Source organism: Candidatus Infernicultor aquiphilus (genome assembly GCF_002784285.1).
In the GTDB taxonomy this organism is placed as follows: domain Bacteria; phylum Atribacterota; class Phoenicimicrobiia; order Phoenicimicrobiales; family Phoenicimicrobiaceae; genus Infernicultor; species Infernicultor aquiphilus.
Genome location: NZ_PFKO01000040.1, coordinates 1 through 19258 on the forward strand (window position 1 = coordinate 1; position 19258 = coordinate 19258).

The 19258-nt window shown below is 27.9% G+C and carries 19 protein-coding genes; all 19 read right to left on the reverse strand.

Annotated features, from left to right (window positions below; genetic code table 11):
- Positions 1 to 1955: V-type ATP synthase subunit I (locus COZ07_RS01235; RefSeq protein WP_406606783.1), on the reverse strand; the 1955-nt coding region annotated here is incomplete at its 3' end.
- Positions 1942 to 2268 (reverse strand): hypothetical protein, encoded by a 327-nt coding sequence (locus COZ07_RS01240; RefSeq protein WP_406606784.1) that lies wholly within the window; start codon positions 2266 to 2268, stop codon positions 1942 to 1944. The genes COZ07_RS01240 and COZ07_RS01235, both read right to left, overlap by 14 nt.
- Positions 2269 to 2338: 70 nt before the next feature.
- Positions 2339 to 3403 carry a flavodoxin/ferredoxin-dependent (E)-4-hydroxy-3-methylbut-2-enyl-diphosphate synthase gene (gene ispG, locus COZ07_RS01245; RefSeq protein WP_406606785.1) on the reverse strand — a complete coding sequence of 355 codons (1065 nt, stop codon included), beginning with the start codon at positions 3401 to 3403 and terminating at the stop codon, positions 2339 to 2341.
- 22 nt (positions 3404 to 3425) lie between these two features.
- Positions 3426 to 4472 carry an RIP metalloprotease gene (gene rseP, locus COZ07_RS01250; RefSeq protein WP_406606786.1) on the reverse strand — a complete coding sequence of 349 codons (1047 nt, stop codon included), beginning with the start codon at positions 4470 to 4472 and terminating at the stop codon, positions 3426 to 3428.
- Positions 4473 to 4494: 22 nt separating this feature from the next.
- Complete coding sequence (locus tag COZ07_RS01255; protein WP_406606787.1) at positions 4495 to 5655, reverse strand: 1-deoxy-D-xylulose-5-phosphate reductoisomerase; 1161 nt, start codon at positions 5653 to 5655, stop codon at positions 4495 to 4497.
- A gap of 36 nt (positions 5656 to 5691) precedes the next feature.
- Entirely contained in the window at positions 5692 to 6504 is an 813-nt protein-coding gene (locus COZ07_RS01260) for a phosphatidate cytidylyltransferase (RefSeq protein WP_406606788.1), read from the reverse strand.
- Entirely contained in the window at positions 6488 to 7198 is a 711-nt protein-coding gene (locus COZ07_RS01265) for an undecaprenyl diphosphate synthase family protein (RefSeq protein ID WP_406606789.1), read from the reverse strand. Before COZ07_RS01265 ends, COZ07_RS01260 begins: the two co-directional genes overlap by 17 nt.
- Positions 7199 to 7327: 129 nt before the next feature.
- Positions 7328 to 7885, reverse strand: coding sequence for a ribosome-recycling factor (gene frr, locus COZ07_RS01270; protein WP_406606790.1), 558 nt, complete (start codon positions 7883 to 7885; stop codon positions 7328 to 7330).
- Between the two features lie 2 nt (positions 7886 to 7887).
- Positions 7888 to 8607 (reverse strand): uridine monophosphate kinase, encoded by a 720-nt coding sequence (gene pyrH, locus COZ07_RS01275; RefSeq protein WP_406606791.1) that lies wholly within the window; start codon positions 8605 to 8607, stop codon positions 7888 to 7890.
- A 72-nt stretch (positions 8608 to 8679) separates the two neighbouring features.
- On the reverse strand, positions 8680 to 9279 hold the full coding sequence (gene tsf, locus COZ07_RS01280) for a translation elongation factor Ts (protein ID WP_406606792.1): 600 nt from the start codon (positions 9277 to 9279) through the stop codon (positions 8680 to 8682).
- Between the two features lie 31 nt (positions 9280 to 9310).
- Positions 9311 to 10027 carry a 30S ribosomal protein S2 gene (rpsB, locus tag COZ07_RS01285; RefSeq protein ID WP_406606793.1) on the reverse strand — a complete coding sequence of 239 codons (717 nt, stop codon included), beginning with the start codon at positions 10025 to 10027 and terminating at the stop codon, positions 9311 to 9313.
- 169 nt (positions 10028 to 10196) lie between these two features.
- Positions 10197 to 11612 (reverse strand): ATP-dependent protease ATPase subunit HslU, encoded by a 1416-nt coding sequence (gene hslU / locus COZ07_RS01290; RefSeq protein ID WP_406606801.1) that lies wholly within the window; start codon positions 11610 to 11612, stop codon positions 10197 to 10199.
- 22 nt (positions 11613 to 11634) lie between these two features.
- Entirely contained in the window at positions 11635 to 12162 is a 528-nt protein-coding gene (hslV, locus tag COZ07_RS01295) for an ATP-dependent protease subunit HslV (protein WP_406606794.1), read from the reverse strand.
- 32 nt (positions 12163 to 12194) lie between these two features.
- On the reverse strand, positions 12195 to 13112 hold the full coding sequence (gene xerC / locus COZ07_RS01300; RefSeq protein WP_406606795.1) for a tyrosine recombinase XerC: 918 nt from the start codon (positions 13110 to 13112) through the stop codon (positions 12195 to 12197).
- A gap of 77 nt (positions 13113 to 13189) precedes the next feature.
- Positions 13190 to 15292 carry a type I DNA topoisomerase gene (topA, locus tag COZ07_RS01305; RefSeq protein ID WP_406606796.1) on the reverse strand — a complete coding sequence of 701 codons (2103 nt, stop codon included), beginning with the start codon at positions 15290 to 15292 and terminating at the stop codon, positions 13190 to 13192.
- 47 nt (positions 15293 to 15339) lie between these two features.
- A complete protein-coding gene (locus COZ07_RS01310; protein ID WP_406606797.1) occupies positions 15340 to 16452 on the reverse strand; it encodes a DUF362 domain-containing protein in 1113 nt (370 codons plus the stop codon).
- Between the two features lie 22 nt (positions 16453 to 16474).
- Entirely contained in the window at positions 16475 to 17080 is a 606-nt protein-coding gene (gene plsY, locus COZ07_RS01315; RefSeq protein WP_406606798.1) for a glycerol-3-phosphate acyltransferase, read from the reverse strand.
- A 7-nt stretch (positions 17081 to 17087) separates the two neighbouring features.
- The gene (der, locus tag COZ07_RS01320) at positions 17088 to 18413 is read right to left on the reverse strand and encodes a ribosome biogenesis GTPase Der (protein ID WP_406606799.1); all 1326 of its coding nucleotides are present in this window, start codon (positions 18411 to 18413) and stop codon (positions 17088 to 17090) included.
- Positions 18414 to 18455: 42 nt separating this feature from the next.
- Complete coding sequence (rpe, locus tag COZ07_RS01325) at positions 18456 to 19112, reverse strand: ribulose-phosphate 3-epimerase (RefSeq protein WP_406606800.1); 657 nt, start codon at positions 19110 to 19112, stop codon at positions 18456 to 18458.
- Between the last annotated feature and the right edge of the window lie 146 nt (positions 19113 to 19258).

Sequence of the window (19258 nt, forward strand, 5' to 3'; positions counted from 1 at the left end):
AAAGGTTTAAAAGGAGATCCTCCTCCTTTATAGAATTTAGTAAAAAATTCTACATACTGTAAACGCGTTGAATGAACAAATGCACCCATAACACCCAGTACCATATTAAATAAATGTGCCGCTAAAAAAACTAAAGTTACCAAAATAATACCAATAAATGGCACCTCCTTAAAAAATAATACTGAAGTATTTATTACTACTGCTAAAACTGCAGTTGATAATCCTAAAGCAAATAATCGTGAATAAGATAGAATATCACTAATATATCCTATAAGATTATATAAACTTATAATCCCAACAGCAATCTTTAATATAATATTTTTATTTGACCTTCCTTGGGTAATAACTACAGACAATACTCCGGTTATAGTTAAATATTTTGTAAATATTTTAAAACCCACGGGGCAAGTAATAGTATTTGCAATTATATATAAAAGTAGGCCAGAAATTAATAATAACCACGAGCCTTGATCCATTAAACCTATTTTCATTTTACTTTCTTTAATATTTGCGATTAATTTAATAATAAATCCAGTATAAATTTGAATTACTCCCAAAGATAGAGATATTAACAATAAAGGCATAGGATTTTTTATAGGATCAAGCAAGGATAATTTATCGATTAAAAAAGTTTTTAGAAACAAAATATTTGGGGGAAGATAATTAAGTGCATCACCCATCCAACTACCCATGATTGCTCCAATAATCAAAGTAGATAATCCGCATAAGAAAAATAATTTTATAAATTTTTTAGTTGTCCCTTTAAATTTGAACTTTAATAAAGCAAAATAACATAAAACAGCCATAATTAAACCATAACCGGCATCGGATAAACATATTCCAAAGAAAATAAAATAAAAGGGAGCAAATAAAGGGGTAGGATCAAATTCTTTATATTGAGGGATACCATATAACTCTGTAATTGATTCAAAAGGTTGTATAAATTTATTATTAATTAATGCAACTGGTATATTATCATTTTCCTTAGGGTTGCTAAAAATCATTTCCAACTCTTTATTTTCTTCAAATAATTGCTTTTTTAGTTTATTGATATCTTTTTCTAATATCCATCCTTCAATAATTATTACTTTTTGGGTCTGTTTTAAGTATATTTCTATATCTTTTCTACTTTTACAAATATTTAAATAATCGAAAGCAAGGTACAATGATAAATTTTCTCTATATATCTTTTTACTTATATCAAAAATATCCTCTCTTTTTTTCTCAATACTTTTTAATTCCTCAGAAATGTCTCTTAAAATATTTTTTGGAGTTCCACTGAATTCCAAGGGAAAATTAAAATATTCAAAATTGTATTTATTTAAGATTTTATTAATAAAATGACAATGTTCGGAAATTGAAATAATTATCATTTTATACTGTTTATTATTTTTATCAATTTTTTTTATTTCAATTTCTTGTCCTATTTTTTTTATTTCTTCTAAACAAAAAATATAATTTTTTAAAGGGATTTTACCTAAAATAAGTTTGGTATTTTTTGTTCCTTCTAAATCCTCTATTTTTATATCTAATTCTTTCCATTCTTCCAGGTGTTCTTGTAGATTTTTAAGATAGTTTTCTCTATTTTTTAGTTCTTTTAGGGTTCCATCTAGTTCTTTACATTTTCTATAAATATTTTTAGAATCAAAATTAGAAAATAAAAAAGCCAATTTTTTATAATCGTATATATCTTTTAAAGGATCTATAGATTTACCAGATTTTTTAGAAATATCTTTAAAATCAGAAAGGTAATCTATACAATATTTTACTTCTACCAATGCAGAATCAATCTCTGTAGCCTTTATTTTTTTATAAGTTAATAAATCTGAGGTTGCTAATTTAGTTGTAACATCCGTTATTTGAATACATCCTGCTTTTTGAAGTTCTAAAATAACCTTATCTTTTAATTCGATATGAGTGAAGAGATTAACTTTTTTTACTTTACATATCGCCATTATCCCCCACCACACCTTTAACTATTATTTTAACCGTGTCTTCCATCTTTTTTATTGCCTTTTTATATATCTCTTCTTTTTCTATTTCGCTTTTTTTGATAATATTTTCTGCTTCCTTTTTTGATAATATTTCTTCTTTTTTTATTATTATTTTTCCTTCTTCAATGGTTTGTTTTTTAATTTTCTCTATCAATTCATCTGCTTCTCGATGAGCCTCTTTAATAATTTTAGCTGCTTTATCTTCCGCATCTTTGATTATTTTATCAGCAACAGCTTCGGTTTCTTTAATTTCTTCTATAAGCTTGTTTATCAAAAATTTCACCTCATTAAATGGTTTAAAAATATATATTAATTAAAATTATATAATAATAATTGTATTAAATTTATATCTTATCTGACATATTTTTTATTTCTTCTATCAATTTTTTTACTATCACTTTTTCACTAAATTTACCTAATATTTTACCTTTTTTAAAAAGAACTCCAGTTTTTTCATGATAAGCAATTCCTATATCTGCTTCTCTTGCTTCACCTGGACCGTTTACCATGCAACCCATAACTGCAATAGTTAATGGTTGGTCAATATTACAAATCTGTCTTTCAACTTTTTTTATAATTTTATTGAGGTCTACTTTGCATCTTCCACAAGTAGGACAGGAAATTAAATTTGTGCCTCTTTGTCTGAGATGTAAAGCTTTTAATATTTCATAACCTACTTTTATTTCTTCTATTGGATCACAAGTAAGTGATACTCGGATAGTATCCCCAATTCCTTGGAATAATAGTGAACCAATCCCAACAGATGATTTAATAATGCCTTGAAAAGGAGGACCTGCTTCAGTAATGCCTAGATGCAAAGGATAATCGTATTTTGAGGCAAAAATATAATTTGCTTCAATAGTATCAATTACGTTGGTAGATTTAATAGAGAAAATTATATTATGATAGTTAACTTCTTCTAATATCTTGACCATATTATCAGCACTTTCCATTAAAGCTTGAGGAGTTATTTTTTTATATTTTTTTAGTATATCATTATCTAATGAACCTGAGTTTATACCAAATCTAATAGGTAAATTTTTTTTCTTTGCTGAATTTATAATTAATTTAATTTTTTCATAATTTCTAATATTTCCAGGATTTATTCGTAATCCATCTACGCCAAATTCGATAGATTTTAAGGCCAATTTATAATCATAGTGAACATCAGCAACTAAGGGTATATTAATTTCTTTTTTTATTAAAGGTAATGAATAACATGATTCCAGGTCTGGAACTGCCACTCTTACTAACTCACAACCTTCTTTTTCCATTCTTTTTATTTGGGATACTGTATCTGGTATATTTTTCGTATCAGTATTGGTCATTGATTGAACTGAAATCGGAGCATTCCCTCCAATTAATAAGTTACCCACTTTTATGCTTTTAGTTTGTTTTCTCGTATACATCTTATCTAATTTCCTTATTTTTTTATTTAGCGAAAATCCTTAAAATATCATTGTAAGTGGCGATTACAAAAATAACTATCATTAGAGATATTCCAACTAAATACATAAAGTTGATTTTTTCAACCTCCAAAGGCTTACCCCTTATTTTTTCTATAGTTAAAATTATAATATAACCACCATCCAGGACTGGGATAGGAAGAAGATTAAATAATCCTATAAAGATACTTAAAATTGCAGTAAAATATAACAAATTCAAGAAACCTAATTTTACTGCTTCTCCCGTCATCTGAGCTATACCCAAAGGTCCAGCTATTTCAATTGGTACTTTCCCGCTAATCATCTCTATTACATTTGAAAAAATTAATTTAATAATATTTCCAGTAATTGTTAAGCCTTTAAGAAAAGCATAAAATATATTAATTTTTTTAATTGATATTTCAAAAGTAATTCCTATTAATCCTTTTTTATAATTAACATCATATTGTGGGGTTACCAATATATCAATATTTTCCCCCTCTCGGTCCAGGGTTAGTTTTAAAATTTCTCCAGAACTTTTATTTATAATGTTAGCAATTTCATCAGGATTATCTATTTCTTTTGAATTAATAGCAATTATTTTATCTCCCGGAAGTATCCCAGCTTGATCAGCAGATCCATTTTTTATAACTGTATAAACATTATTGTTAGTAATCGGAATTCCGTTAACAAAAAAAATGAGACTGAATATAATAATTGAAGTAATGATATTCATAAAAGGGCCTAAAGATATAATTAACGCTCTAATTCCTAAAGATTTCTTATCAAATCTCTGTTCTTCTGTTAATTTTTCTGATGTATCCTTTACCTCCTCTTGTCCTATTTCACCAGCCATTTTTACAAAACCGCCGAGAGGAATTAAACATATAATATATTCTGTTTGATTTTTTATAAATCCAAATATTTTTGGTCCGAAACCAAAGGCAAATTTATATACCCTTACCCCGAATGTTTTAGCAGCAATAAAATGACCAAATTCATGAAAAAAAACCAATATACTAAATACGAAAATAAATGCTATTATAGTTAACAATTTTATTCACCAAAATTAATTATTATTGATTGGTACACAAATATAAAGCTCTTTGTCTAGCCCAGTAGTCAGCATCTAAAATATCACTAATACTTGGATTAAGCTTTGGTTTATGATTTTTCATTGTATTTTGAATAATTATGGGAATTTCTGGCAAACTTATCTGATTATTCAAAAAAGCATTAACCGCAATTTCATTTGCCCCATTTAATACTGCCGGCATTGTTCCTCCAAGGTCTATAGCTTGATAGGCAAGTTTAAGACAAGGGAATTTATTAAAATTAGGTTTTTTGAAAGTTAATTGGTTAACTTTTGTTAAATCTAATCGATTAAAGTTGTTATAAATTCTATTTGGATAAAATAAAGCAAATTGAATCGAAATTTTCATATCATGCTCACCTAATTGAGCCAAAATAGTACCATCTATAAATTGAACCATGGAGTGTACATAACTTTGAGGATGAATTACAATTTCTATCTTATTAGTTGGAATATCGAAAAACCATTTCACTTCAATTACTTCTAATCCCTTATTCATTAAGGTTGCTGAGTCAATAGTAACTTTTTTCCCCATTTTCCAATTGGGATGATTTAACGCATCTTCAATGGAAACAGTTTTTAATGCGGATTCAGTTAAACTGTAAATTGGTCCTCCAGATGCAGTCAAAATAATTTTTTCTACCAAATCTTTTTGTTCATTCTTTAAACATTGTAAAATTGCACTAGGTTCGCTATCTATAGGCAAAATATTTGTATTTCTTATTTTTGCTTCCTTCATTAATATTTCACCAGCAACTACCATCGTTTCTTTACTGGCTAAAGCAATATTTTTTCTATGTATCACAGCTTCATAAGTTGGAAGAAGTGCTGCTATTCCAGTTATTGCAACTACAACAAGATCTATTTCATCTAAGACTGACACTTTTATTAAACCATCGATTCCCCAAAATATTTTGATATCACTTAAGTTATTCAGATCTTTTTTCAATTTTTTAGCCAAATACTCATTTTTAACCACTGATATTTTTGGTTTAAAAAAATTTATCTGCTCTTTAAGTAGGGTTATATTTTCCCAACCACTTAAGCCTATTACCTCAAATTCATTAGGATATTTTTGGATAACTTCTAAAGTTTGTTTTCCTATTGAACCTGTTGAACCTAATATAACAATTTTTCTTCTCATAATTAGACTCTACACTTTCAAAAATATTTATTTATATTAAATTAGTAATTTTATATAATAATAAAATATGGGAGCTGTAAATAATAAACTATCAAAAGAGTCTAATATACCTCCGTGGCCAGGGATTAACTTTCCCGAATCTTTAACTCCAGAACCTCTTTTTAACACAGATTCAAATAAATCTCCAAGTTGGCCTACTATTGATAATATCAACCCAAGAGAAATCAACTTATTAAAAGATAAATTTAACCAACTTCTTAAGGCAAGGGTAATAATGATACTAAATAAAATCCCTCCAACTGACCCTTCAAGAGATTTCTTGGGACTTATTTTAGGATATATTCTATTTTTCCCAAAGTTAATACCAATAATATAAGCTCCTATGTCATTAGCCCAAGTAATAAATAAAAGACCAAGGAGGTAATAATTTCCGTTGGGTAAAAACTTAACTTTTAATAGAAATGATAGCAAATATCCTAAATAAATACTTCCAAAAATCAGAATAGATAGGTCAGGAAGTACTTTAGAAAAATCTTTTTTAAATAGTTGGATAATAAAACATATTATAATAAAAAAAGTAACAATTACATTTTGATAATACTTTAGATTATAAATATCGTAAAATGTTGTAAAAATAAAGTATGCAGTAAGTATAGATCCCAATATATATGATGGCTTGTATCCTTGTTTATGGGCCATATGGTATAATTCATTTAATCCTAAAAAGGCTAAAATCATTATTAGAATAAAAAAGGGGAATTCCCCCCAAAATATTATCAAAACTATTAACGGAATTCCTATAATAGTAGTAATAATTCTTTTTAAAAAATTATTATCCCTTCCCTCCATATTTTCTCACCCTTTTTTGAAAATCTTTTATTGCTTCTATTAAATTATTTTTATCGAAATCGGGCCAAAAAACAGGGGATACCCAAAATTCTGCATATGCAATTTGCCAGATCATAAAATTACTAATTCTCATTTCACCACCCGTTCTTATTAATAAATCGGGGTCGGGAAGACCATGGGTGTATAAATTATTTCTTACGGTATTTTCATTAATATCTTCAATTTTTATCTTTTTATCATATAAATCTAATATAATAGAATTAATTGCATCAACAATTTCAGCTCTTCCTCCATAATTAATTGCAATATTTAGAATTAATTTATTATTATTTCTAGTTAATTCAATCAATTCATTCATCTTTTTAGTAAGTAAATTAGGAAGTTCATTTAGTCTTCCTATAAAATTTATTCTGATATTATTTTTTATTAAATTTGCTTTTTCTCTATCTAAAACTTTACCGAATAATTTAATTAAGTTTAAGACTTCGTTTTTAGGACGTTCCCAATTTTCCGTAGAAAAAGCAAAAAGCGTTAATATGGGAATGTTTAAATCTATGCAGTTAGATATAACTCTTTTAACTGCTTTTACCCCTTCTTTATGTCCTGTACTTCGAGGCAATCCTCTTTTTTTTGCCCAACGCCCATTTCCATCCATTATAATAGCTAAATGTTGAGGTAATTTTATGTTATCCATTTATTTTTATCCATCAATTTATTTTTATAATTTTTATATTCATTAATTATCACCTATAAAAATACCCCCTTAATAGAGATATAATATAAATAAAAGCATATTATATATATATTAAAATTAGAAGGGGGGTTATATTTCCATAATTTCTTTTTCTTTAAGTTCTAATAATTTATCAATTTTCTTTATATATTCATCGGTTAAGGTTTGGACTTTATTTTGGTATTCTTTGCAATCATCTTCTGAAATATTGTTTTCTTTTTCATCTTTTTTTATTATATCATTTGTATCTCTTCTTATATTTCTTATAGCTATTTTTTCTTTTTCAGCTTCTTTTTTTACTAATTTTATTAACTCTTTTCGTCTTTCTTCATTTAAAGGAGGTATGGTAAGTCTAATAATATTACCATCATTAAAGGGAGCTAACCCTAAATCAGATTTCCATATAACTTTTTCAATCTCAGCAAGGTATTTTTTATCCCAAGGTTGAATAACTATTAAATTTGATTCTGGAATAGAAATATTTGCTATTTGCTTTAAAGGAGTTAACACACCGTAATATGATATTTTTATCCGATCTATTAAAGTTAAAGAAGCTCTTCCGGTTCTTATATGGGCAAAATTATCTTTTAGTACTGTGATTGATTTTTCCATTCTATCTTTTGTATCGTTTAATAAATCAGATAACATATTTATTCCCCCTTTACTATTGTGCCTATTTTTTCACCAACTATAACTCTTTTAATATTTCCAGCAATATTTAAATTAAAAACAATTACTGGAATATTATTTTCCATACATAAAGAAATAGAGGTTGCATCCATAACCTTTAAACCTTTATTTAAAAACTCGAGGAATCCTAACTTACTAAATTTTACTGCTTTTGAATTTTTTAAGGGGTCAGATTCATAGATTCCATCAACTTTTGTAGCTTTAAGAATTGCTTCAGTATTTAGCTCTATTGCTCTTAGGGCAGCAGCAGTATCTGTTGTAAAATAAGGATTTCCAGTTCCAGCAGCCAAAATTACTATCCTATCTTTTTGCAAATGCCTAATAGCTCTTCTCCTAATATACGGCTCAGCAATTGCCTTCATCTCGATTGCAGTCTGTACCCTTGTTTCTACATTTAATTTTTCTAAAGAATCTTGAAGAGCTAAAGCATTTATTGCGGTTGCTAACATGCCCATATAATCTGCTGAAACTCGATTTATACCTTTTTCGCTCCCTTCTTGGCCTCTAAAAATATTCCCCCCCCCTATTACTATAGCTATTTGTACTCCTAATTTTTTAATCTCAATAATTTCTTTAGAAATAAAATTAATCTTTTGGATATCAATACCATAACCTTTTTCTCCGGAAAGTGATTCGCCGCCGAGTTTTAAAAGTATCCTTTTATAAATAGGTTTTTCCATAATTTTAAATCCTCTATTATTTTAATAACCTATAAACACTTCCATAAAGGTTAATTATCTATGTCTTAATTATTAGATTTCTTCGCCAAGCTTAAATCTTGCAAATCTTCTAATCAAAATATTTTCGCCTAACTTAGCAATCAATTCCAATAATAATTCTTCAATATTTTTATTATTATCTCTAATAAATATTTGTTCCATTAAACAATTTTCTTGAAAATATTTTTCCAATTTACCTTCGACAATTTTTTCAATTATAGGAGCTGGCTTACCTGATTTTTCAACTTGAGCATAAAATATATCTTTTTCTTTTTCAATTATACTTTTTGGAATATCCTTTCTGGTAATATATCTTGGATTTGATGCAGCAATCTGCATAGCGATATTTTTTATAAATTCTTTAAATTCTTCCGTATTGGCCACAAAGTCTGTTTCACAATTTACCTCAACTAAAACACCTAATTTACCATATAAATGAATATAAGATTCTACTTTCCCACTTAGCGTTTGTCTATTAAACTTAGAAGAAGCAGCATTTATTCCTTTTTTACGTAAATATTCAATTGCTTTTTCTAGGTTTCCGGCATTCATTTTTAATGCTTCTTTGCAATCCATTACTCCTGCACTTGTTTTTTCTCTTAACTCTTTTACCATCTGAGCATTAATTTCCATATTTTTCTCCTTACTTCATTTAAATATAGGTTTATTTTTTAACTGTTTCAGTTGCTTGGTCTATAATTAATTTCTTACCTTCTATAACTGCATCTGCTATAACTGAAGAGATAAGTTTTACTGCTCTAATTGCGTCATCATTTCCTGGAATTACATAATCAATTTCTTCTGGATTACAATTAGTATCTACAATAGCAACAATGGGTAGGGAAAGTTTAATTGCCTCAGCAATTGCAATTTTCTCTTTTTTGGGGTCAACTACAAAAATTGCATCTGGAAGCTTTTCCATATTTTTAATACCGGTTAATAATTTTTCTAATTTCTCCTTTTCTACTTTTAATTTCATTACTTCTTTTTTAGGAAGAACTTCAAACATTTTATTATTCTCCATTTCCTCTAATTCATAAAGTCTTTTTACTCTCTTTCTAATGGTATTGAAATTAGTTAATGTTCCTCCTAACCACCTATAATTTACATAAAACATGCCACATTTTTCTGCCTCGTTTTTAATCGATTCCAGAGCCTGTTTTTTTGTTCCTACAAATAATATATTTGCACCTTTGCTAGATATCTCTTTTATAAAATCATATGCTACATCAATTAATTTTACAGTCTGTTGAAGATCTATAATATATATATTATTTCTATCTGTAAAAATATAAGATTTCATCCTAGGGTTCCATCTTCTCATTTGATGACCAAAATGAACTCCCGCTTCTAACAATTGTTTCATTGAAACTACACTCATCTATTATCCTCCAATTTATATTTTAATATTTCGTATTTTTATATTAAATTAGAATTCTAAAATCACTATAAATTACTATTTAATGCACAAAATCAAAAGTAGTATAACATAGTTTTTTTTCTAAATCAAGAAACACTTAATGGTTTATTTATTTTATTTTTTATTGACTTTATAAAATATACCTGCTTAAATCTTCGTTTTTTACGATACTTTGTAATTTTTTCTTTACATATTTTTCATCAATAGTAAATTTCTTTTCTTTAAGATCAGGGGCATTAAAAGAAATATCTTCTAATAATTTTTCTAATATAGTATAAAGTCTCCTTGCTCCAATATTTTCTGTCTGTTCGTTTACTAAAAAAGCGGTTTCAGCAATCTCGCTAATCGCATCATCTGTAAATTCTACTTCCAGACTTTCGGTATTAAGCAAAGATATGTATTGTTTTATTAGTGAATTACAAGGCTCGATTAATATTCTTTTAAAATCTTCCATGCTTAAACTATTTAATTCAACTCTAATAGGAAAACGTCCTTGCAATTCAGGTATTAAATCAGAAGGCTTTGAAGTAGTAAAAGTCCCAGCAGCTATAAATAAAATATGGTCAGTTTTAACAGCTCCATATTTAGTTATGACTGTTGAACCTTCTACAATAGGTAATATATCTCTTTGAACTCCACCTCTGGAAACATCCGGTCCATATGATTTTTCTTGTCTGGCAATTTTATCGATTTCATCAATAAAAACAATCCCTAAATTTTCCACTTTATTAATGGTAGTCCTAATTACTTCATCCATATCTATTAAGTTTTGAGTTTCATTATAGATTAATATTTTTCGAGCCTCCGCAACAGTAACTTTTTGCTTTTTCTTTTTTTGAGGAAACATTCTACCAAGAATATCTTTAAAATTAATACCCATGCCTTCTATTCCTGAATTAGAAAATACTTCTACGGTAGGTTGAATGTTTTCTTCAATTTCAACTTCAATTAATCTGTTTTCCAGCTCACCTTTTTCTAATTTATCTTTAAACTTTTTCCTAGTCCTTTCAAATCTTTCTTCTCTTTCATCTTTTTTTATTAAAACATTTAAAGAATCTTTATTTTCTTTTTCAATTCCAGGATAAAATGATTCCTTAAATAAATCTGCTTTTTGCTCTTTTTTCTTTTTTACTACCGGGAATAAATAATTTATTATTTGTTCTTCGGCTAATTGTCTTGCCTTATCTTCTACTTTAATTGCCCATTCTTTACGGACCAATTGAATACACACTTCAGTTAAATCTCGAATTATAGATTCCACATCTCTTCCCACATACCCTACTTCAGTATATTTTGTTGCTTCTACTTTTACAAAAGGAGCTTTAACTAATTTTGCTAATCTTCTAGCGATTTCTGTTTTTCCCACTCCGGTAGGCCCGATCATTATGATATTTTTCGGAGTTACTTCATCTATTAATTCAGGAGGCAATTTCTGCCTTCTGATTCTATTTCTTAAAGCTATAGCTACAGCTTTTTTGGCGTTATCTTGCCCAATTATATATTTATCAAGTTCAGAAACAATCTGCGAAGGTGTTAAATCATTAATCAACTATAATACCTCCTATCTTTTATAATTTTTCTGCTGTTATTTTATCATTAGTGTAAATACAAATTGATGCAGCAATCTTTAAAGATTCTAAAGCAATTTCATAAGCAGATAAATTAGAAAATTTCACTAAAGCTTTTGCTGCAGCTAATGCATAAGGACCACCTGAGCCAATAGCAGCAATATTATCATCAGGTTCTATTATATCACCAGTCCCAGAAACTATAAACATATTCTTTTTATCTGCAACGATTAGTATAGCTTCTAATTTTCTTAATATTTTATCAGTTCGCCATTCTTTAGCTAAAGAAATAACAGCTTTAGGTAAATTTCCATGAAGCTCATCTATTTTATTTTCGAATTTTTCAAATAAAGTCATAGCATCAGCACTTGCCCCGGCAAAACCGGTAAGAATTTTATCATTATATAATTTTCGTATCTTTTTGGTATTATTTTTCATAATGGTATTACCTATAGTTATTTGGCCATCACCAGAAATAGCAACCTCATCTTTATGTTTTATGGCTAAAATTGTGGTTCCTTTAAACATTTTTTATTTCATCTCCTTTTAAATTTTTAACCTTAAGCCCTGGGATGAGACTTTTTATAAATTGTTTTTAACCTTTCTTTAGTAATATGAGTATATATTTGAGTAGTGGACAAACTCTTATGCCCCAAAAGTTCTTGCACAGAACGTAAATCTGCTCCACCCTCTAAAAGATGAGTAGCAAACGAATGCCTTAAAACATGGGGGCTTATCTTTTTATTTAAACCAGCCATTTTCATATATTTAATAATAATTCGACGTATACTTCTTGTGGTTAATCGTCCTCCTAAACGATTTAAAAATAATGCCTCTAGGTCATTTTTATTTACAAATATTTTTTTTTCAAATAAATTTCTACTGGTTAAATATTCTTGTATTGCCCTTATGCTCGGATTACCAAGGGGAAGAATTCTTTCCTTTGAACCCTTTCCAAATACTATAATAGTTTTTTCATATAAGTCAATATTGCAAATATTTAAATTTACAAGTTCTCCAACTCTAATTCCGGTGCCATAAAGTAGTTCAAGAATTGCTCTATCTCTAATTCCAAATATTGTATTTTTTAATGGAGTTTCAATAAGTTTATTAACTTCTTGTAAATACAAAAAATAAGGTAACTTTTTATTTATCTTAGGCGTTATTAAATTAATGGTTGGATTAACTTTAATTATGCCTTCTCTTAAACAAAATTTAAAGAAGGAACGTACTGTGGATATTTTTCTGGAAATACTCCTTGCTGAATAATCACTCTTCTTTAAATAAACAATATATTTTCGCATAACACTACGATCAACGTATTCTATTTTATCATCTTTTAGTATCCTATAAAGTTTTAAATAATTGAAAAATTGAATTAAATCATTTCTATAGGAAACAATGGTATAATTAGAATAGTTTTTTTCATTCTTTAAAAAAAAAGCATATAATTCTATATATTTCTTCAAATGTAACACTCTCTTTTTTGCTTTTCGAGGAGTTTATTTTTTATTTTAGGCTAAGTTTATATTTAAAGATCTATTCTATTTATTAATTATTCTTTATCTTCTTTGATAATATCTTTATAATCACAAACAGAATTACTGCATTTATAATAAAATCCGTTTTTTTTATTTTTATCTAACACTAAAATGGAATTGCATTTAGGACATTTTTTATCCACCGGCTTATTCCAGGTCATAAAAGAACATTTTGGATAATTGCTGCATCCATAAAATATTCTTCCTTTTTTGGTTTTTTTCCTAACAATTTCTCCCGGGCATCCTTCCTCAGGACAATTTATACCAATTTTATCTAAAAAAGATTTGGTATTTTTACAATCAGGAAATCCTGAACAAGCTAAGAATTTACCAAAACGTCCGCTTTTTATCAACATCTTGCGACCACACTTATCACATATTTCGTCACTAAACAACTGGGTTATTTTAATTCTTTGGGCCTGGTTTCCTTTTTCTAAATCCTTAGAAAATGTTTTATAAAATGTTTTTAATATATCTACCCATTTTTTTTTATTAGATTCAACTTCATCGAGCTGTTTTTCCATTTTTGCAGTAAAGGCAACATTTATAATATCAGAAAAATATTGAGTTAAAAAAGAGTTTACTTTTATTCCTAATTCTGTAGGATTAAATTTTTTGTTAACCTTCTCCACATATTCTCGACGTTGTATAGTATCTATAATAGGTACATAGGTGCTAGGTCTACCTATTCCTTCTTTTTCTAATGTTTTTACCAAGCTAGCTTCTGTATATCTGGGAGGAGGTTTGGTAAAATATTGCTTTTCTTCAATTTTTATTATCTTTAGTTTATCTCCTTCTTTAAGATCAGGAGGTTTATTTAAATCTTGATTATCTTCATTATATATAATCATAAATCCTTTAAATAATATATTAGATCCAGAAGCTCTAAATAGGTATTTCCCCGCCTCTATATTTATAGTGATTTTTTCTAGATAAGCAGCTTTCATTCTACTCGCTATAAATCTTTGCCAAATTAAACTATATAGTTTATATTGATCATTACTTAGATATTTTTTAATCAAATCTGGTTGATTAAATACAGAAGTAGGCCGAATAGATTCATGGGCATCCTGAATGGTTTTGTTTTTTATTTTCTTTTTATCTTTTTCGAAGTTTTCAAATGATTTTGCAAATTTTTTACCATATTTTTCTTCTATATATTTTTTCGCCTCACTTTTTGCTTCATTGGATACCCTTATAGAATCAGTACGCATATAAGTAATTAAACCAACATTTCCTTTATCTCCCAAAGCGATGCCTTCATACAATTGTTGAGCTATAATCATACTTTTTTTAATAGAAAAATTTAATTTGTTATATCCTTCTTGTTGTAAGCTGCTGGTAGTAAATGAAGGCTGAGGATTTTTAAATTCTTTTCTTTTATTAATATCTTTAACATATATGTTTTGATTTTTTACTTCTTCACAGATTTGCATCGCTTCTTTTTTATTTCTTATGGTTATTTTTTTAGAATCAACTGAAAAAAGCTTCGCCTCAAAAGGCTTTATTTCTTCATCTTCAGTTTTATTAAGAAGTACACTTATCAACCAATATTCATCTTCTTTAAATTTAAGTATCTCCTCTTCTCTTTCGCATATTAATCGCAATGTCACGGATTGTACTCTTCCTGCACTTAGTTTTTTACCTATCTTTTTCCATAATAAAGGACTTATCTTGTACCCTACCAATCTATCTAATAATCTCCTGGTCTTTTGTGAATCTACCATATTAAGGTTAATCTCTCTCGGATTTTTAAAGGCTTGAGATACAGCTCTTTCGGTTATTTCATTAAAACTAACTCTGTTGTTATCATTTTTAATTTTTAATTTTTGAGCAATATGCCAGGCAATTGCTTCTCCTTCTCTATCCGGATCAGTTGCCAAGAATATCTTATCTTTATCTTTTGAATATTTTTCTAATTCTTTTACAATACTTCTTTGTCTGGGAATAGTAACATACTCGGGTTGAAAATCATTTCCAATATCTATACCTAATTTTGTTTTAGGTAAATCAATTATATGCCCCTTGCTAGATTTAATAAGATAATTTTCTCCTAAAATTTTCTTCAAGGTTTTTTCCTTAGTTGGTGACTCAACAATTACCAGATATTTGACCATCAATACACCTCAATAATATAGTTGCTATTATAATATGATTAACTTTTTTATTTTCCTCTTAATCGATTATACCAATCTAGTGGCAAGGAAGGTAAAATTATTGCTCCATAAGGACAGTGTTCATCACAACAAAAGCAAGAAATACATTTTTTCCTATCTACTTCAGGAAAACCGCTCTTTAAATTCATTTTCATTGCAGAAACCGGGCAAACTTCTATACACTTCTTGCATACTTTACATTTATTATGATTTACTATTGGTTTAACTGCTGCGAAATTAAATACGTAGGGGGTAGCTGCTTTTCTTATTTTTTGCAATAAACCGTTATTTGGTATCTTATATCCTGGAATTATTTCTAATTTCCCAGATATATCTATACTGGATAGATCTATTTCTCCTAAATTTCTTTTTTGAGCTACTTGCAATAGTTCAATTGATTCTGGCTTAAGTCCCATCATAGTGGCCATTATAGAATCAAGAGAAATTCCATTATCACTACTTAATATTTTATTTATAACTCTCGGTTCCCCATTGGTAGGGCCTCTACCTTCCATGCCAATTATAGCATCCATGATATTTAAATCCGGAATTCTTATTTGATAGATATCTACTAATAATTCAGCAAATTCATAAACAGACCGAGTCAAAGTATGTAACTGTGCTTTCTTTGCTCCTGGTACAATACCAAACATATTTTTGATTGCTCCCGCAATAGTAGTCAAACCGTGGGTCTTAAACTTTGGAACATTAATAATATAGTCTGCCTCTATAACTGATTTTGAAATAAAAAGCTTATCTATAAATTTAGATTTTACCTTTATTTCTATAATGTCTTTAGCAATATTAGTGAAACAACCATCTGAAGCATCTAAAATTCCAGTTATTTTAGCTATTTTTAATGGGTCATAATAAATACTACCTGAATTATCTCCGACAACTATCTCTTTAGCCTTATAATCCCTTAATCTCTTAACCACTGCTGAGATTATTCTTGGGTCCGTAGTTACTCCTCTTTCAGGAGGGAAGGGACCTAAAATATTTGGTTTTACCAAAACTTTTTTATCTTTTACTTTATTTTCTACCTCAAATTTCTCGAATACATCTTCTATAGCTTTGGATATTTTATTATTTTGGATATCACTAATTATAACTTTAGTCATATTTCCTCTTTTATTATAAATTCTATCTTTTTTTAATCCTGATTTTCTCCCCTATTTTACTTTCATTCCCCAATTTTAACCGTTTAATGTTTTCTTTATGTGTAAAAATAGTTAAAATTAAAATTATTATACTGAATATGATGTATTCATAAGGTTGTTTAAATAATATTGTAAAAATTATAATAGAAATTACTGCACTAATAGATGATAAAGAAGCGTATCTTGTGGTTATTATAACCATCCCCCAAACTATTGCTGCTAATATCGATATCATTGGATTAAGCGCCAAAATAACTCCAAAGGTAGTAGCTACTCCTTTACCACCTTTAAACTTTAGAAATAAAGACCAATCATGGCCGCATATAACCGCTAGGCCGGCAATCGTTAATATAAATATGCTATCGTGACTTATAAGACGTGATAAATAAATAGAAAAATATCCTTTACCAATATCTCCAATTAAGACTATTGAGGCCACAAAAGGCCCTAATATACGAAGAGTATTGGTTGCGCCTATGTTTCCACTACCATAATCTCTTATATCAATTTTTTTGACTAATTTACTTATAATATAACCAAAAGGGATAGAACCTAATATATAACTTATCAAAATAACTAAAATTATCATTAAATTACTACCTTTTTTTATCTTTTTTAATTAAATTAATAATCACTGGTGAACCTTCAAATCCAAAAGCTTGATGTATTTTATTTTCTAAATAGTTATAGTAGGAAGTATACATTAATTTTGGATTATTTACGAACAATAGGAATTTCGGAGGTCTTATTCCTATTTGGGTAGCATAACTTATCTTTAATGAATTTCCTTCTATAAATTTTGGTGGATTCTCATAAATTGTTTTTTTTAAAAAATTATTTAATATGGGAGTTGATATTTTTTTACTATATTGAAAAGCAACTTCTTTGATTTCAAAAATTATTTTACCAATATTATAACCAGTCAAGGCAGAAGTTAGCATAATAGGAGAGTTTTTTATAAAAGATAATTCATATTTAGTCTCTTTAATTAATAAATTCTTATCTACTTCATCTTTAATCAAATCAAATTTATTTAATATTATGATACAAGCTTTTTTTTCCTTTTGTATATAACTCGCAATTTTTTTATCTTGCACACTTACTCCTTGTGTAGAATCCAATATTAATAATACTATATCAGAATTACTTACAGCTTTAAAAGTTCTTAAGGTACTATAATATTCAATATCTTCTTTTGGCTTTGCTTTATCTCTTAATCCTGCAGTGTCGGTAAATATCAATTTTAATGAATTACGTTTAAAGGTTACCTCAATAGCATCCCTGGTAGTGCCGGGATATTCACTAACTATTATTCTATCTTCTCCCAAAATATAATTTAATATACTTGATTTTCCTACATTTTGCTTACCAAGAATTGATACTTTTATGGTATCTTTTTCTTCTTTTTCAGGATTTACTTTTTTTTCTGAAACAAAAGATACTATTCTATCTAATAAATTATCAACATTTAATCCATGTTCTGCTGAAATAATAAAAGGATCCCCTAATCCTAATTCATAAAATTCATATAATTTTAATTCACTTCCCTTTACATCTCCTTTATTAGCAACCAAGATACTTGGTTTGTTTTTATCTCTAATAGTTTTTGCTATTTTAAAATCATCGGTATTTATTCCTTCTTTAATATCAACTAATAATAGGATTAAATCTGCTTCTTCAATAGCTAATTCAGTCTGAGTATTTATTTTTTTATGAATTTCTTCTTTTTTGATAGAATCTATTCCTCCGGTATCAATTAGAGTAAATTGTTTTCCTTTCCATTCACATTCAGCGTATATCCTATCTCTAGTAACACCAGGCTCACTTTCAACAATAGCAATCTTTTTTTTAATAATTCTATTAAACAAAGTTGATTTTCCTACATTTATTCTTCCAATTATAGTAACAACAGTTTTTTCCAAAATATATACTTCCAGTTCTTTAAAAAGTAAATAATTTTGTATTTACTTTAAAATATTTTTTATTTTTTTTATAGTTATTTCAGGATTCGTACTTTTAAATATAATTTGACCAGCCACAATTATTTCCGCACCAGCTGTAATTATTTTAGAAATATTATTCAAATTTATTCCACCGTCAACTTCTAAGCTAATTATTTTTTTTTGATTATCTATTATTTTTCTTGCTTTCTCTATTTTAGTAATCATCTCTGGAATAAATTTTTGTCCACCAAAACCGGGATTAACAGTCATTAATAAAAGAATATCTATTTTATTAATGACATATTCAATAACGTTTAGAGGTGTTGCTGGATTTAAAGCAATTCCACATTTAGCTCCCATATCTAAAATAGTTTGAATAACTCTATCCAGATGTCTACAGGTTTCATAGTGGATAGTTATAATATCTCCTCCTGCTTCAATAAATGACTTAATATGATTAGCAGGATTTTCTATCATTAAATGAACATCCAACGGAAGAGATGTCTTACTTTTAATAGATTCGACTATCTTTGGACCAAAGGATATATTGGGCACAAAATGTCCATCCATAATATCTAAATGGATTAAATCCGCTCCTCCCTTTTCTATTTTTCTTAATTCCCTTTCTAAGCAGGAAAAATCCGCATCTAATATTGAGGGAGCAAGTTTTCTTATCATAATTATATCACCATCTTTTTTTATAAATATAATTATAGCTTGAAGGATCTTCAAACATTATCAAGATATTCAAGGGGAATTCTTCCCCTTGAAAACCCCTTAATTCACCCTTACCACAATATTTATTACACCCTTGAATATCTTGT